This window comes from Pseudomonas sp. F01002, from assembly GCF_004402115.1.
GTDB lineage: Bacteria > Pseudomonadota > Gammaproteobacteria > Pseudomonadales > Pseudomonadaceae > Aquipseudomonas > Aquipseudomonas frigoris.
The window spans coordinates 24,522-41,339 of the sequence record NZ_SOPU01000020.1; the positions used below are offsets into that span (position 1 = coordinate 24,522).

Sequence of the window (16,818 nt, forward strand, 5' to 3'; positions counted from 1 at the left end):
CTAGACCGCCCAGCAGAGCGGATTTTGTTTGGTAGGCGCGATTGGACTCGAACCAACGACCCCCACCATGTCAAGGTGGTGCTCTAACCAACTGAGCTACGTGCCTGCTGTGAGGCGGCATTCTACGGAATTCCGGAGGGGTGTCAACACCTTTTTTCGAGCTAACCCTATGAATATGCAAAATATTTAATTTTGTCGCTGCAAAGAAGATTTTGCGGTGGCTGGCGGTCGATTTTTATCTCGGGTAGGATCGATGCACTCGTAAAATATATTAAACAGAGGCTGCAGGATGGCGAACACCCCCTACCCGGAATCCTATTACGCCGCATCGGCCAATGCGGTTCCGCCGCGCCCGGCCTTGCAGGATGACGTAGAGACTGATGTCTGTGTGATCGGTGCCGGTTACACCGGGCTGTCCTCTGCCCTGTTTCTGCTGGAGAACGGCTTTAAGGTCACGGTGCTTGAGGCGGCCAAGGTCGGGTTTGGTGCGTCGGGGCGTAACGGTGGCCAGATCGTTAACAGTTATAGCCGCGACATCGATGTGATCGAGCGCAGTGTCGGGCCCAAGCAGGCTCAGTTGCTGGGGCAGATGGCGTTCGAAGGTGGCCGGATCATTCGTGAGCGGGTTGCCAAATATAATATCCAGTGCGACTTGAAGGACGGTGGTGTATTCGCCGCCATTACCGCCAAGCAGATGGGCCATCTGGAATCCCAGAAGCGTCTGTGGGAGCGGTTCGGTCATACACAACTTGAGTTGCTGGACCAAAAGCGCATCCGTGAAGTGGTGGCTTGCGATCAATATGTCGGTGGCATGCTCGACATGAGTGGCGGGCATATTCATCCGCTGAACCTGGCGCTCGGGGAAGCGGCGGCCGTGGAGTCGTTGGGCGGCACTATTTATGAACAGTCGCCAGCGGTGCGCATCGAGCGCGGTGCGAATCCGGTGGTGCATACGCCACAGGGTAAGGTCCGGGCCAAGTTCATCATCGTCGCGGGCAATGCCTACCTCGGCAATCTGGTGCCGGAACTGGCGGCCAAGTCGATGCCGTGCGGGACTCAGGTGATCACCACCGAACCGCTGGGCGATGCGCTAGCCAAGAGTCTGTTGCCGCAGGACTACTGCGTTGAAGACTGCAATTACCTGCTCGATTACTACCGCCTGACCGGGGACAAGCGTTTGGTCTTCGGCGGTGGCGTGGTGTATGGCGCGCGGGACCCGGCGAACATCGAGGCGATCATTCGGCCGAAGATGCTCAAGGCTTTCCCGCAACTGAAAGACGTGAAGATCGATTACGCCTGGACCGGAAATTTCCTGCTTACACTGTCGCGTCTTCCGCAGGTCGGGAGGCTGGGCGACAACATTTACTATTCCCAGGGTTGCAGCGGCCACGGCGTGACTTACACGCACCTGGCGGGCAAGGTTCTGGCCGAAGCGTTGCGTGGTCAGGCTGAGCGTTTTGATGCGTTTGCGGATTTGCCGCACTACCCGTTTCCGGGTGGACAACTGATGCGCACGCCGTTTGCGGCGTTGGGTGCCTGGTATTACGGGTTGCGGGATAAGTTCGGGTACTAAGCAACACCGCCCCCCCTTTTAGGAGCTGAGCTTGCTCGCGAAGAGGCCGTGTCAGTCGACATTGATGTTGCCTGACACGCCGCCTTCGCGAGCAAGCTCAGCTCCTACAAGGAAATCAAAGTCGATCCCGCAGGATGCCGCTGCGGATGCGCAGGATGTCGGCGAGTACGGCCAGGGCAATTTCTGCTGGCGTCTTGCTGCCCAGGTTCAGGCCAATCGGCGCATGAATCCGCGCCAACTCCACATCCCCCAACCCGCCAATCCTGCGCAACCGTTCAAATCGTTTTTGCGACGTCTGCATCGAGCCCATCACGCCGATATAAAACGCATCGGTGCGCACGGCTTCCATCATCGCCAAATCATCAATCCGCGGATCGTGGGTCAACGCCACCACCGCCGTGTCGCTGTGACAGCCGCCGTCGGCGATGAACACCGACGGCAGTTGGCGGCGAATCTCGACGTTGTTGAGCACCACGCCTTCCAGCACTTCATCGCGGGGATCGCACAGGATCACCTCGAACCCCAAACCCACGGCAAACTCCGCGCAGGCCTGGGCGACACTGGAATACCCCGCCAGCAGCAACCGCTGAGCCGCGCCGATCCGTACACGTACCCGGTCGATCTCACGCTCGATGCGCGCCCCCTGCTCGCTGTCTGCGAACACATTACGCGCACCGCTGGCCAGATCAACTTCACGGATCAGCCGACGCTGACCCAGCAACGCCGACTCCAGTTCCCGCAGATGCGCCTGAACCTCACAATCAGGTTCAAGCTTCTCCACCAGCACATCGAGCACACCGCCACAGGGCAGGCTCACTCGGGAGCGCGGGTCATCACCTTCGCCATAACGGACAACGTTGACGGCCTCAGAGAATGCACCCTCGGCGACGCGTTCCAGGAAATCTTCCTCAACACAGCCACCGGACAGCGAACCGATCCATTGTCCATCAGCGTTCACAGCCAGCAGCGACCCCGGCGCACGCGGTGCCGAGCCGTAAGTGGCGAGCACCGTGCACAACCACACCCGCTGACCAGCCGCCGACCATTCCAGCGCCCGGCGCACAACCTGCAGATCGAGATGCTGCATGTCAGTGCGCCTTCTGCTCGGCGGTCGGAGCATCCGCTTGCAGCTTCTGCACATCGCTGACCGCCAGCTCACTCGCCTGACCACCCCAACCCTGACGCAGATAGTTGAGCAGATCGGTCAGTTGCTCGTGACTGAGCTTGTGGGCAAAGCCTGGCATCTGTTGCATGCGTTCGAACCCGGCGAATTTCTGCTCGCCGATGCCGTCCTCGATCACCCGCAGCAAGTTACGCGGATCGTCCAGACGCAACGTGGTGTTGCCGCGCATGGCCACTGCGATGTGCGGCTTGCCCTCGCCATTTGGCGCGTGGCAACCGGCGCAAACGTTCAGGTAATCCTGACGACCGCGCTGGGCGCTTGGTCTCATGTTGTCCAGGGGCACTTCGGTCAGCACCTTCGCTGCGGGCGGTTGATCGCCGAGCAGGTAAGTGGCCATCGCCGCCAGGTCCGGGTCGTTGAGGCCTTGGGTGCTGTTGTGGAAAACCGGAAACATCTCGTTGAACATCGTGCCTTGGGCGCTCATGCCGTGCTTGAGGAACGAGCTCAGGTCCTGATGATTCCAGCCCCGCGCCGCCAGGTCATTGGCCAGCAAGCTTGGCGCCAGATAGCCATTGAGCAGGCCACCGGTCAGGCGTTTGTCCTGCTGCATCGCGCCGGGCAGACCGCGCGGGGTATGGCACTCGCCGCAGTGACCGAGCACTTCGACCATGTATTGGCCGCGCTTGAAGTCTTCGCTTTTGCCCTCGGTGGGCGCGAGTTGCACGTCCTTGCCGTAGAGCATGTTCCAGCCCATCAGGCCCAGGCGTACGTTGAACGGAAAGCTCAGGCTGGTGACCGGCGCTGCGCGTTCAATCGGCTCGACAGTTCTCAGATAGGCATGAATCGCGTCCGAATCTGCACGAGGCATCAGGTGATACGAGGTGTAGGGCATCGCCGGGTACAGGTTCGCGCCATCCCGGCGCTTGCCTTTGGTGAGCGCGGCGAAGAACTCGTCATCGCTATACAGACCGATGCCGTGCTCTTTGCTCGGAGTGATGTTGGTGCCGTAGATCGTGCCGAACGGCGAGACGATCGGCAGGCCGCCGGCGAAAGGCGCGCCGCCCGGCGCAGTGTGGCAGGCCATGCAGTCAGCGGCGCGGGCAAGGTATTCGCCGCGTTTGATCTGATTATCCGCGTGAGCCAGCAACACCGGCGCAACCAGACCAACCGCCAACGCCAGGCGGGAAAGTAGATGCTTCATGCTTAACCCTCCTTGACCAGACCGAGATCGGTCAGCACGTTGCGCGTCGCGCTGTAGTAGCGCACGTAGCCGGTGCAGCGGCAGATGTGGTGACCGAGGCTGTCCTCTATAACTTTTTCCAGCTGACTTTTAACAATCGGCTGACGCTGAAGTTTTTCCACCAACACGGTCGCGGCATTCACGAAGCCCGGCGCGCAATAGCTGCACTGGAAAGCGAATTCATCGACGAAACGCTGCTGGATCGGGTTCAGCGCGGTGACCTTGCCCTGCTCATCTCGGGTCGCATGGCCTTCGATGGTCCGCACTTTTTTACCTTCGAAGTAATGTGCGCCGGTGATGCAGGTGCGCACTTCTTCGCTGGTGCCGTCCGGGTTATCGACGATCACCACACAGGCATGGCAGATACCCTGGCCGCAGCCGAGGCGCGAGCCGGTAAGGTTTTTGTATTCGTGCAGGTAGTCGATCATCGGCAGGTCATCAGGGATGTCCACCGGGCCGACGGATTGACCGTTGAGGGTCAGCTGAAGCGGACGGTTAGCCATTGAGGGCCTCCTTGATGCGGGCAGAAGTGATAGGCAGGTCGCGAACGCGCTTACCGATAGCGTGGGCCACGGCGTTGCCGATCGCACCGACCACCGGGATCATCACCACTTCGGCGATGCCCTTCGATGGATCGCTCGGCGACAACGGCGGCAGGATCTCCGCCGTCTGTTTCCAGACCGCAACGTGTCGCGCCATCGGCAAGCGGTATCGGTTGAAGTTCCAGTCACCCTCCCCCGGCCCACCTTCGTACAGCGGCATCTCTTCCATCAACGCATGGCCGATGCCCATGGCGATCCCGCCTTCGAGCTGACCTTTGACCAGTTCTTCCACCAGCACCCGACCGCACTCGACCCACGAGTGATGGTTGAGCACTTGTACTTCGGCGGAGCCCTTGTTCACTTTCAATTCCACCAGCGTCGCGACCGGGCTGTAGTAAGTCACCGCCGCGTTGTTCAACTGGGTGTCCGGGTAGTGCACGTTCTGGCGATCCAGCAGATGGAAACCGGCGCTGGTCATCTGCGCCTTCTTCGCGTTTGGCGCACCGTCGCCGTACTTCACGGCCAAGCCATCCAGCGGCAGGCGTTCACGCACGCCGTCGATGCTGAAATCGGCCTCGGCCCAGCTCCACCGGTTGAAACCGTGCACGGTGGCGCCGGTCACCAGCCCCTTTTCGTGGGCGTGTTTGGCCAGCTGTTCGAAGCTCAGCGGTTGCATGCCGTTGGCGGTGAGTTTGCCGTCGACCCAATGCGCGTCCTCGCGGCGCACCACGTAAGGGTTGGCCTGGCCGCCGTAAGGCCCCTGGCCCCATATCTGCAACGCCGCCGGCCACAAGCCGTGGTTGAACAGCACGCGGGACGCTTCACGAGTGGCATGGCTGAAGTAGTAGGCGGAGTTGGTCGCCGACGAGGCCGAGGCCAATTTGCCGACCCAGCGCGGGTTGCGCAGGAAACCGTCCTGTTCAGCCTGGCTCATGATGTACGGGTTGCCGCCGGTGATCAGTTGCAGCTCTTTCCATTCGGTTTCGCCGGTTTTCACTTCGGTGGCCGGGATACCGATGAAATCCGCCACCACCAGGGCTTGGGAGGTGGACATGCCGGTGCCGATTTCGATGCCGATATGGCGCAGGGTCACGTGGCCCTCGGCGGTGAATTCGATGCTGGCCATCGGCGCTTCGGAACCGGTGCCGAAGTCTTTCTGGCAGATCGCAAAACCGACGCCGTACCAGTGATCCGGGTCCTGCGCTTCGCGTTGTTTTTTGATCGCGTCGCGGTTTTTCCAGACCTCGTGAACGGCCGCCTTGTCGAGAATCTCGTGCAGACGCAACGCACCCGCCGGCACCGCGCCCTGGGTGTTTTTCATGCCCGAGAGCATGGCGTTTTTCTTGCGCAGAGCAATGGCGTCGATGCCCAGGCGATCGGCAATTTCATCCACCATCATCTCGGTGGAAGCCATGCTTTGCAGCGTACCGTAACCACGCATCGACCCGGCCTCAACGGCGCGGGAATGATAGGCCGTGACCTGCAAATCGTTCTGCGGCATGTAGTAGATCGACTGCGCCGCCGTGGCACCAACCGCCGCCACCGACGGGCTGTAGTTGATCCGCCCGCCGCCGTCGACGCTCATCTCGGCGCGGAAAATTTTGAAGCTGTGATCGGTCTTGTCCACCGCCAGTTGGTAGCGGATGTCGAACGAGTGACGCTTGATGCCGCTCTGGAATTGCTCGTAGCGGTCGTTGGCCAGACGCACCGGCACGCCGGCGCCGTACAGCGCGGCCAACGCTGCGTAGTAGACGAAAATGTTGTGGTCTTTGGAACCGTAACCGACGGTGTAGCCGGGGTGCATGTTCAGGTTGGCCAGGCCGAAACGCGACGGCGCGATCATCTTCGCGGTTTCGGTGGCGGCTTCCAGTGGGCACTGGGTGGCGACGACAAAGTGCAGGGTCTTGGTCGCCGGGTCGTACCAGCCGTTGCCGTTGTCCGGCTCCATCGCAGCGGGTTCGATTGACGGGGTTTTGTAGCGCTCGTCGAACACCAGCCAGTTGTCTGGCGGGCTGTCGATTTGCTGCTTCATCCGGTCGGCGTAAAACAGGCCGCGCTCGGTCAGGTTGCCGTGCAGGTCCGGCTGGGAATTCCACACCGGACGACGGTTTTTCAGCATCGGGAACAGGATCGAATCCTTGAGGCTGGCGAATTCGTCTTCGTCCGCCGAGGTCGCGCCGCCGACGCGCACGTAGCGGAAGCTGCCGTAGGGATCGCCTTCGTAGTAAGGCACCTGGGCGCCGTAGCGGATTGCTTTGTCATTGAATTTGAGTTTGGCCTTGGCCTGGCGGAAACGCTCGAAGTCGTTCCAGATCAGGATCGCCACCGGATGACCGATGAACATCGGCACTTTGCCTTCGGGCAGCAACAGGTCAGGCGCGTGCTCTTCCGGGAAGACGATGCCGTCCTTGTCCAGATCGGCGGCGGTAACGATGCGATCGGGCTGCAAGTCGGCACCGAGCCACGACAGGTCGTAACCCGCATAGATGCGGTCAGCCTTGGTGATTTTCAGCAACATGGCGTGGCCCTGCTGCTGGGGCCAGCCCGGCATGTCCTTGGCACGGATGTCGCGGGCAAAGACTTTGCTGCCGCAGACCTTGGACAAGGCATCGTTACGCGAGCGCGCCTTGCCGTTGTTGCCGAGCCATTGCTCGGACGGCACGGTCACGCTGTTTTCCATCAAGGCTGCCAGCGCCTGGCTGCTGAGCGGTGTAAGCGTGACGCTCACACCCGCCACCAGCCCGCCCTGTAGGAACGAGCGCCGGGATATATCACGGTTGGACATGGATCATCCTCTGGGCGGTTATGGGTCCGCCCTTCTGGTTATGTTCTGGGAATCTCGAGTCTTGCGGAAGCCCTTTTCGACGATTCAAAGGGCTGTGTTGACAGTGCAAAGCTGACCGAAAGGTTAACTTTAAAGGTTTCTGCGCTTGCGGCAAACAACCAGTTACAAAAATCTGACCGAAGAATCAAAGTATTGCCGCATTGCGCTGCAACAAATCGATGAGCAGATAACAGTTTCAGGTCAGCCGAGCGTCGAGTCTCTGCAGAAATTCCGCACGGCGCCGTTGGTCGGCTTGTTCTTTGGCCAATAACTCGGGCAGCAGCTCGGCCGCACGCAGGGCATCGAGGATATAGACACCATCATCATCACCAATGGCCAGGTCCCCCGGCTGCACCTGAACCCCGCCCACATTGATCGACCGATTGACCTCCCCACGGGCGCCAATACCGCGAGTCGTGTACGCACTGACGTCCCGGCAAAAGATCGGCAACCCATGGCCACGCAATGCGCTGACATCGGTGACGGCCCCGCTGGCGAGGGTTGATCTGATAACTCATCGGCATTTCCCCGGACGCAGCAGTGGGCAGGTCGAACAATATTCAGCGGGCTCAGTAGCCAGGTAATAGAAGCAGCAGGTTCGCCGAAAGCGAATGCTGCGCTGCCCCTCGTCGAGCAGCGTCGGCGGACGACGGAAGTGACTCAGCGGGTTGTAATCGAGGCCGAACAGCGCAGGTTCTGCCTGAGTCAGCAACCACCTGAAGTCGGCTTCATAGCGCTCGCGTACCGACGGCTCGTCGATTTTTGCCATGCGTTTTTCATACAACGAATACACGCGCACTGCGGAGTTTTCCCACAAGATGCGCCGTGAAACGCCACTCACACGGTTGAAGGTTTGCCACAGCGGCTTCAACAGCCCGGCAAACAGTGACTGCACCAAGGTTTCCCGCCAGGCCTCGCGCTCACCTGCCCCGTACGTCAGCGGCAGGGAATGAGCCAGCGGCATTGAAGACGTCCACAGTCCGTCATCATGACCGTACTCGATCACCGTATTGTCCAGCGACAGCAGCAGTCCTTTGTCGTACACCGACATGGCGTACAAACAGGCGCCGGTGGCCAGGAACGACAGGCGCTTGCCCAGCAGCGAGGCGGTGATCGCCCGCGACGGTGAGCCAATGACCGGGCTCAATGCGTCCAGCAAACGCTCGCACACATCTTCCTGCAACAGGTCACGCGCCATCAGCGAGCGTAATGGATCACGCTCGGCGCAGTCCTTCAACCGCAACCCACCGCCCAACACGCTCCACTCTTGCGCGGTGAAGTGGCGAGCCAGACTCATTGCGGCAGTTCCCGACCAAACGGGATGCACATCGGCGTACCAAAGAACGGGTCAGGAATAATCCGGCAGTTGAGATCGAACACGGTTTTGACCAGCGCCTGTGTCAAGACGTCCTCAGGCCGGCCCTGGGCAAATGCCGTACGCTCATGCACCGCAACCATATGATCCGCATAACGACAGGCCAGGTTGAGATCGTGAAGCACCATGATGATGGTTTTGTTTTCGAGCCGGTTGAGGTCGCGCAGCAGGTCCAGCACTTCAATCTGGTGAGCCAGGTCGAGGAAGGTCGTCGGCTCGTCCAGCAGCACAATGCCGGTGTCCTGGGCCAGGGTCATGGCGATCCACGCACGCTGGCGCTGCCCACCGGACAAGGCATCCACCGGTCGATCCGCCAGCGCCTGCAAACTGGTTTGCGTCAGCGCGCGATTGACCATGGTTTCATCCTCGGCCGACCACTGCCGCATCCAGCTCTGATAAGGGTATCGGCCCAGGGCCACGAGCTGGCGAACGGTAATACCCTCCGGCGCCGTCGGTGTCTGAGGCAGGATGGCCAACTCACGCGCCACCGCCGCCGTGGATTTTTGCTGGATATCCACGCCGTTGAGAATCACCGAGCCTTGCTGCGGTTTCAGCAGTCGGGCAAAGGATTTGAGCAAGGTACTTTTACCGCAGCCATTACTGCCAATCAGCACCGAGATCTTGCCCTTGGGCAGTTGCATGTCCAGCGCGTCAATAATCACCTGGCGCTGATAACTCAGGGTCAGGCCGCGACTTGCAATCGACGTCATACGTTGAATTCCTTAATGACGCTGTTTAATCAATAAATAGAGAAAAAAGGGTGTGCCCAGCACCGCGACAAAGATCCCCGCCGGCAAATCCAGGGGCAAGAACAGCGTGCGCCCGACCAGGTCCGCCAGCATCACCAGATTTGCGCCAATCAGGGCCGCCATCACGGCCTGCCCAGCGAAACCAGGGGCCACCAGGCGTTTGGCAATATGCGGAGCAATCAGCCCGACAAACGCGATCGCCCCACCCCAGGCAATGGCCGCACCGGCCAACGCCACACTCACCAGCAGCAAACCGGCCCGCAGCCATTGCACGCGCACGCCGATGCCCTGGGCCAGGTTGTCATCCAACTGTTGCACCATCACCTGACGGGCCAGCAGCACCAGCAGCGGACAAATGCCCAACAACCAGCTCGCAAGCGCCAACGGTTCAGGCCAACTGGCGCCGTACACGCTGCCGGTCAGCCAAACGTAGGCCGACAGAGTGGTGGTCAGCGGACTGAACACCAGAATGAAGGTGGTCGCGGCCGTCAACATCGCCGAGACGCCCACGCCGATCAGCACCAGTCGCAGCGGTGAGGTCCCCTGCTTCCAGGCCAGCAGATAAATGGCCAATGTTGCCAGAGCCGCACCGAGCATTGCGGCCAGGGGCAGAAACTGTTGGCCCAGCGTCGCGGACAAGAACGACAGGTAAAGCACGGCGGCGGCGCTGGCACCGCTGGTGATGCCGAGCAGGTCCGGCGATGCCAGCGGGTTGCGGATGATGCTTTGCAGGATCAACCCGGACACCGACAACGCAGCGCCAACCAGCGCCGCCAACACAATGCGTGGAAAACGCAGTTGCTCGACGATCAACGTCAGGCTGGCGTCCTGACTGGAAAACAGGATTCGCATCACCTCGAGGGGCGAGAGGATGACTTTCCCCAGCGACAACGAGCCGAGCATCACCAGCACCGTCAGCACCAGCGCCGCCGCCAACCGCAACCACGTGGAAAGATTGACCCTCCGGGAATACCCGCCTCGGCGCCAGGTCACCACCTTATCCATAACGACCTCCACGCCGGGCCAACATGATGAAAAACGGTGCGCCGAACAGCGCCGTCATCACCCCCACCGGCACCTCCTGAGGCAGGATCAAAACCCGCGACAACGTATCCGCCAACAGCAGGAGAATCGCACCAAGCAGCGCACAACCTGGCAGCAACCAGCGATGGTCGATGGACAAACCCTTGCGCACCATGTGCGGCACCAAAAGACCGATAAAACCAATGCTGCCGGCCAACGCCACCGCGCTTCCCGCGAGACAGATCACCAGCACGCTCATCAGCAGCCGGATCAGGCCGGTTCGCTGCCCCAGCCCCGTGGCAATCTCTTCCCCGGCGTTCAGCACGTTGACCTGCCCGGCCAGCAACAGCGCCCCCGACAACCCGAACACATCAGTCAGCAACAAGGGAGCGGCGCTCGACAGGTTGCGTTCAGTCAACGAACCGGCCATCCAGAACAGCACCGTGTCCAGTCCATCCTGATTCACCACCAGCAGCGCCTGGCTGAAAGCAGAGAACAACGCGGCGATCGCCGCGCCCGCCAGCACGATGCGCAGTGGACTGAGACTGCCTTGCCCCATGTTGCCGATCAGCCATACCAGACAACCCGCCACGGCAGCGCCAATCAACGCCGACCATAACCAGGCATCCGGGGATGACAGCGAGAAGATCGAGGAAAACAGGATAATAAAAAAGGTCGCACCAGCATTGATCCCGAACAGTCCGGGTGACGCCAACGGATTGCGGGTCAGTGCCTGCATCAGGGCACCCGCGACCGCCAGACTGGCGCCTACGGAAATCGCCATCAGGGTGCGCGACAGGCGCGTGGTGGTCACCAGTACATGACTGACACTCAACAGGTCGGGATGGACAAACGCCGCGGCAATCTGTGGCAGTGAAATCCAGGTGGCACCGACCGCCAGGCTCAACACGCAGCACAGCAGCAACACGACACCCGCGCTGCACAGTTTTACTCCCGGGCTCATGAGGCCACCTGCGCGGCGGCCACGCGGGCCACGTCGTCGAGCATCAGGTTCGCCCCCAACATCCCGCCCGACAGACTCCACGCGACGCCATCGACCTGCCACACCTGTCCTTGCTGCGGGGCACGCATCTGCTTCCACAGCGGGTGTTGCACCAGACTCTCGTAGTTGCGCTGCACCGCCGCGTTCTGCGCGCGCAGGAACACAAAAAAGATGTCGGCATTCACCACGGCAAGGCTTTCCTTGCTGGTGAGTTTGATCGACACCCCGCTCGCCTCCCGGCTGGTGTCGCTCCAGTTGAATCCCAGTTCGGTGAGCACCGAGCCCGGGAAACTCGCTGGCAGGTAACTGCGGATGTGGTCTTCGCGGATATCCAGAATCGACACCGTGGGTGGCCAGCGTCCGGCAAATGTCTGCTGCAGTTGCTCACACAGATGTGCCACGCGCTGCTGCCATCGGTTCAGAATCTCGTCGGCCCTTTGTTGCTGGTGTAAAGCGGCGCCCATCAGCGCCAGGGTCTTTTTGAATTCAAACACTTCCTCCAGCATCAGCACCGGGGCGATCTGCTTGAGTAACGGTGCAATGCGTTCGTGGCGAAAGCGCGAGGCAACAATCAAGTCCGGCTTGAGCAGCGCGATGTCTTCAAGGCTGGGCTGAGTCTCCAGCCCGACATGGGGCACCTGGTCCAGTGCCGTGCGCAAATAGCGATAGGTCGGTTTTTCGCTCCAGGAATCAACCACGCCACACGGTGTCACGCCCAACACCACGGCGCAGTCGGTGGCGCCCTGAAACAGGGTGACCACCCGCAACGGCGCGGCGCCAGCCTCGGCCCACGCCGGCACGGAAAACCTGAGGGCGAGCGCCCCCAGGGACAGACGCAACAGCGTGCGCCTGCAGGGATGTCGTCGCGGTTCAGGCATTCCGATCGAGCCTGTGAAACGGGTTGACCACCTGCCCTTTGCCAAACGGCATGCTGCCAGGGCCACCCGCGCGTTCGATCATTGGGGTGAGCAGCAATTTCTGCGGCCAATGTGGCGCTTCGAACAACTGGTGCTTGATCACGATCCGCGCCTCGGCGTCAAACTCGATGGTGTCGATCAACTCGTTGAGCACTTCGCCCATCGCCGTCCACAACTGGGTCGCCGGCAATGCGTAGACCTCAGCCAGCGTATCGATGATGGCGCGGAAGTTGACCTGAATACCCAGGGTCTGCAACCAGAACAGCAGGTCTTCAGGGCAAGCGTGGTACAGCGTATTGGCGTGCCCCTTCTTCAACCGGTAAGCCGGGTCGGCCAGGCCGTTGCGTTCCAGCCACGGCACGAAGATGCGCAACGAATCGTGATCGCGCAACAGCAAGCCCTGCGCGTAACCGGCCTTCCACACCAGCACCGCGTTCTGCCCGTGAATTTCCCCCAGCATGCCGATGCGGAACATCCGCAGGTTGATATCGAAGAAACTGTGGCACAGCTCGCGGAACAGGGTCATCACCGACGCAGCGTTGGTCGGCAGTTCGCGGTAGGCCATCCAGTCATCGAAGAAGTGCTGATTGCTGCCCGGCAACGGCGTGCCGAGGGCAGCCATGGGCACCAGTCGGGTGTCCGGACCTTCCAGCAACTTGGGTGGATAGCCGCGAACCATGGCCGACAGATGCCGTGGTGCTTCGTCGAACAGTGTCGCGTCCGGCGGCATGAATGCCCACCATTTGGTTTCATCGCACAGGTACAGGGATTGTTGCAGCGTTTCATCCTTGCCCAGTGCCTGGCGCAGCAGCGCTTCGCTCAAGCCGCCGTTGATCATTTTCACCGCCGGCAGGTAACGCGAGGCACCCAGCGAATAGATCGCCATCGGCAACTTGAGGTAATCGGCGCTGTTGAAGCACGGGGTCATCGAGCGCAACGACGAGGTGGCGAAGAAATCACCGTCGGTGAAGTCCAGTCGATGGCAGTCACCCTTGGCGAAAGCGTCGCCGAGTTGCGCCTCAAGCACGTGCTCGAACTGCCACGGGTGCACCGGCAGCGCGATGTGGCTCTGGGCAATGCCCCGCTGCTGTAGCTCTTGTTGCAAGTTGGCCTGCAACAGCGGCGGCAACAGGTATTGAGCGGGATAACTCTGCGCCTGGTCCGTCACACCGTCGCCGCACTGCAGCAACGTGCGATCGACCGCGACCCAATTGAGCGCCACCGGACGGGCAAATTCCGCCTGATACTGCTGATATTCCGTTTCGCTCAAACCCTGCTTGGCTTTGGCCAGCGGGTGGTAGGGACGATCACGCAGCGAAGCCCACTGCTCCATCGCCAGGAAAAAGTCCGCGTTGCTTTTTTCCAGCAAGCGTTCGCTGTCGACCCGATGGGCCAGGGACAACTCGGTTTGCCGGACGCTGGTGCGCAGCACATCCAGAAACAGGGCGAAGCCTTTTTCATTGTCCGGGTAGCGATCGGTCATCCCTGCCAACACCTGGGTCGTGAAGGCCTCGGGTGACAGCGCGGTCAGTTGGTCATTCTGTCGCGCCCAAACCGGCGTGCCCGGTACTTTCTCCCATTGCTGGGTAATGCCGGGTCGCAGGGCAATGACGATGCAACCCTGCGGCTCAGTGGACCATTCCCAGATCCGTTGCCCGGCGCTCAACCCGGTAAACGGCTGATCGGCCGATGACGACGGCGCCACCAGATTCAGCGGCTCGGTACCGAAAAAATGTTCGGCCAGCAAACAATCGACCAGATCCTGCATCACCTTGTCGGCGGCCATTGTGGTGAAGTTCATCCGATTATTTTCCTTCTGCTGAAGTGGCGGCCAATTTGGCCTGGAGGGCACGAAAAGCGATGCCACGCTCGTCACCCAAAACAAAACTTTTAACGCCCCGGCTCAACCACCGTTCGTGGTCGCCCGGCTGACGTGGAATCGCGCAATACGGCACGCCCGCGGCACTCGCCGCTTGCCAGCTGGAGAGCAGCGCTTGCTGCACCTCGGGTCGGTCGATCTGCCAGGGCAGGCCCATCGATTGCGACAAGTCGGCGGCCCCTTCGAGGATCATGTCGAGGCCGGGCACGGCGGCAATTTCCGCCGCCCGACGCACCCCTTCGGCACTTTCGATCATCGCCACGACCATGATTTGCTCGTTGGCCAGCGCGACGTACTCCGCCAGGCTGTGTTTGCCAAAGGCACCGGGGCGACCGGCATTCAGGCTGCGGGTGCCCTGCGGGTGGTATTTGCAGGCACGAATGCTTTCGGCCAAAGGCTCGGGGCCTTCGATCATCGGCAAGACAATGCCCTGTGCGCCGCCATCGAGCAGGCGCAGCAGGGTTTTCGGGTTGAGGTCCGCCACCCGCACCAGCGGGGTCAGCGCGTAACTCTCGGCGGTGCGGATCATGTTCTCCACGGTCTCGGGATTGATCAGCACGTGTTCCATATCGATGATCACGAAATCGAAACCGGCCTCGGCAATCAATTCGATGGCCGCTGGCGACGGAATCGAGCTGATCAGGCCGTAGACCGGCTCACCTGTTCTGAGCTTCTGCTTGAGCAGATTGGTCCTCAGCATGATTGCGGCCGGAACGCGTGCAGCGGATTGGGAACCGATTTGAAACGACGTTCACCGTCGCCCAGCAGGCGGCGCTTGGTCAGCTCCTCTACTTCGTAGAACGGCGCGAAGACATCAAACGCTGCATAACGCGGGCGGTGTTGCGGATGGTCGGACTGGTAGGTGGTGATCACCTCAGCGGTCATTTTCCAGAACAGAGCCTCTTCCAGCTGATAGTGCTGATGCAGGAAGATCGCCATCTCGGCCAGGGCGATGAAAAAGAACGAGTCACAGGAAAAATCCCGGACCGCATCCAGGTCGTCGGTGAGGATGAACGAGTTGCGGTTAAGCTTGGCGTGGCTGGCGGGCAGCGGCACCAGGGTCGGGCACAGATCGGGGCGCCCCAGGTGCTGCGGTGAATAGCGCACGCCGTCGTGGAAGTCTTTCAGGGCAATACGTTGCGGCCAGCCCTGCTTCACGATCAGGACGATGTTCTGCCCATGGGATTCCATGCCGATGCCTTCGGCATACAGCATGTGAATAATCGGCGACACCGCCACCTGCAACAGTTGGCGTGTCCAGGCGTGCAGGCCGTATTGAGCGATCCAGGCGTCGATGAACGGGGTCTGCTCACCCGATCCGTAGCGATTGTCCACGGAACTCAGACCATTGAACGGCACCGCCTGCTCATCATCTTGCAGGTACTGGTGAATGCTCTCGCGCCACAGGGTGCCCATCGTGCCGTAGGCCTGGGACATCCGCGTGGCGGGCAGGTGATCGTAGTCAAAGCTGACGCCGACCACTTCGCCGAGAATCACAAAGCCAAGGTCACGGGCAGTGCTGTCGCTGCCGATCAACTGCTGCAACCAGTCGGTGATGATCGGGCCGTTCATCACCGTATGCCGGGCCAGAATTCGCGTGCTGGAGGTGTTGGTCATGCTCAGTGCGAGCTTGACGTAAGGCCGCTTTTTCTCAGTGACGTTGGCCAGGGTGCGGATCGACTGTTGCGCCTGATAACGGTCATCCGTAGTGCCCAGATAGATCACTTCACCGCTGACCAGTTCTGGGTAGAACACGGGAACGATGATGTTTTCCCACTGCCACGGGTGCACCGGCATCAGCCAGTAATCGCCCATCGCCTTGCCTTGGTCGGTGAGGTTCTCAGCGAGTTGCTGCCAGCGTTGAAGCCCGAATTCCTGCTGGATAAATCCGTCGTAATCCAGGTGCTGCGAGATGTTCATTGCCCCGCAAGTTTTCGCAACCGCCAACCAGACAATGGCGATGGGCGCGGCAAATTCCGGTCCGTAACTGGCGTTGTTCTTTAGCGAGAAACCGATGCGCGATTTGTAGCAAGGGTGATAGCTGTGGGCGTCCATGAAGTGCTGTTCCAGCGCATCCACATTCAGTTGATGGGTTGGCTTTGCCGCTTGGTAACCCTGACTGCGCGATTGCAGATCCTTGAGCAGGGTCTGCTCCAGTTCATGGGTGAAGCGTGGCAGGTGCGGGCTGTCCTGAAGTTCGCTCAGTAGCTCCGCCAATGCTTGATGAAGATGCGGCCGACTGCGTGCGCCCAACGCGTCAACGCGTTCGAGACTGGCATAGTCGAGGCGAATCAGCTCGAAGCTGGCGCTGAGCAATCCGCTGCAGTGGTACTCCACCGGTTGTTGCTGCGCATCGAAGCCGCTGACGACAAAACGGTGCTGGCCGCCATCGAGCGGCGAATGGTGATACGGCAGGACGTTTTCATACAGCAGCGTTTGCAGCAGTTGGCCCACCACGCGCTGTTCCACTTGCCGATAGTGGCGCGGATCGGCCGTCGCCAGCCAGACGTCTGGCGTAGAATCCGCAGCCTGATGTGTTGCCTGTGAAGAAGTCGCCATAGTCATAACCT

The 16,818-nt window shown here is 60.8% G+C and carries 13 protein-coding genes, 1 tRNA gene and 1 pseudogene; 1 reads left to right on the plus strand and 14 read right to left on the minus strand.

The window, feature by feature from the left end; translation table 11 throughout:
* Positions 1–29: 29 nt before the first annotated feature.
* Positions 30–106, minus strand: a tRNA-Val gene (locus E3W21_RS17810).
* A 183-nt stretch (positions 107–289) separates the two neighbouring features.
* Here E3W21_RS17810 and E3W21_RS17815 point away from each other — a divergent pair.
* Positions 290–1,573 carry an FAD-binding oxidoreductase gene (locus E3W21_RS17815; RefSeq protein WP_134421297.1) on the plus strand — a complete coding sequence of 428 codons (1,284 nt, stop codon included), beginning with the start codon at positions 290–292 and terminating at the stop codon, positions 1,571–1,573.
* A 115-nt stretch (positions 1,574–1,688) separates the two neighbouring features.
* Here E3W21_RS17815 and E3W21_RS17820 read toward each other — a convergent pair whose 3' ends face one another.
* From E3W21_RS17820 to E3W21_RS17880, 13 genes and pseudogenes are all read right to left on the minus strand, one after another.
* A complete protein-coding gene (locus tag E3W21_RS17820; protein ID WP_134421298.1) occupies positions 1,689–2,660 on the minus strand; it encodes an XdhC family protein in 972 nt (323 codons plus the stop codon).
* 1 nt (position 2,661) lies between these two features.
* The gene (locus tag E3W21_RS17825) at positions 2,662–3,897 is read right to left on the minus strand and encodes a cytochrome c (RefSeq protein WP_134421299.1); all 1,236 of its coding nucleotides are present in this window, start codon (positions 3,895–3,897) and stop codon (positions 2,662–2,664) included.
* 2 nt (positions 3,898–3,899) lie between these two features.
* Complete coding sequence (locus E3W21_RS17830) at positions 3,900–4,439, minus strand: (2Fe-2S)-binding protein (RefSeq protein ID WP_134421300.1); 540 nt, start codon at positions 4,437–4,439, stop codon at positions 3,900–3,902.
* On the minus strand, positions 4,432–7,263 hold the full coding sequence (locus E3W21_RS17835; protein ID WP_134421301.1) for a xanthine dehydrogenase family protein molybdopterin-binding subunit: 2,832 nt from the start codon (positions 7,261–7,263) through the stop codon (positions 4,432–4,434). The genes E3W21_RS17830 and E3W21_RS17835 overlap by 8 nt, the downstream gene beginning before the upstream one ends.
* 235 nt (positions 7,264–7,498) lie before the next feature.
* Positions 7,499–7,798: pseudogene (locus E3W21_RS17840) on the minus strand (RraA family protein); the annotation flags it as partial.
* An 18-nt stretch (positions 7,799–7,816) separates the two neighbouring features.
* A complete protein-coding gene (locus E3W21_RS17845) occupies positions 7,817–8,599 on the minus strand; it encodes an IucA/IucC family C-terminal-domain containing protein (RefSeq protein ID WP_129443052.1) in 783 nt (260 codons plus the stop codon).
* Positions 8,596–9,387, minus strand: a complete 792-nt coding sequence (locus tag E3W21_RS17850) for an ABC transporter ATP-binding protein (protein WP_134421302.1) — start codon at positions 9,385–9,387, stop codon at positions 8,596–8,598. The genes E3W21_RS17845 and E3W21_RS17850 overlap by 4 nt, the downstream gene beginning before the upstream one ends.
* A 12-nt stretch (positions 9,388–9,399) precedes the next feature.
* Positions 9,400–10,431, minus strand: coding sequence for an iron chelate uptake ABC transporter family permease subunit (locus tag E3W21_RS17855; protein ID WP_111450517.1), 1,032 nt, complete (start codon positions 10,429–10,431; stop codon positions 9,400–9,402).
* Positions 10,424–11,413 (minus strand): iron ABC transporter permease, encoded by a 990-nt coding sequence (locus E3W21_RS17860; protein ID WP_134421303.1) that lies wholly within the window; start codon positions 11,411–11,413, stop codon positions 10,424–10,426. The genes E3W21_RS17855 and E3W21_RS17860 overlap by 8 nt, the downstream gene beginning before the upstream one ends.
* The gene (locus E3W21_RS17865) at positions 11,410–12,330 is read right to left on the minus strand and encodes an ABC transporter substrate-binding protein (RefSeq protein ID WP_134421304.1); all 921 of its coding nucleotides are present in this window, start codon (positions 12,328–12,330) and stop codon (positions 11,410–11,412) included. Before E3W21_RS17865 ends, E3W21_RS17860 begins: the two co-directional genes overlap by 4 nt.
* A complete protein-coding gene (locus E3W21_RS17870; protein ID WP_134421305.1) occupies positions 12,323–14,170 on the minus strand; it encodes an IucA/IucC family siderophore biosynthesis protein in 1,848 nt (615 codons plus the stop codon). The genes E3W21_RS17865 and E3W21_RS17870 overlap by 8 nt, the downstream gene beginning before the upstream one ends.
* Positions 14,171–14,174: 4 nt before the next feature.
* A complete protein-coding gene (locus tag E3W21_RS17875) occupies positions 14,175–14,948 on the minus strand; it encodes an HpcH/HpaI aldolase/citrate lyase family protein (protein ID WP_166793840.1) in 774 nt (257 codons plus the stop codon).
* On the minus strand, positions 14,942–16,813 hold the full coding sequence (locus E3W21_RS17880) for an IucA/IucC family siderophore biosynthesis protein (RefSeq protein WP_134421307.1): 1,872 nt from the start codon (positions 16,811–16,813) through the stop codon (positions 14,942–14,944). The genes E3W21_RS17875 and E3W21_RS17880 overlap by 7 nt, the downstream gene beginning before the upstream one ends.
* Positions 16,814–16,818 lie beyond the last annotated feature (5 nt).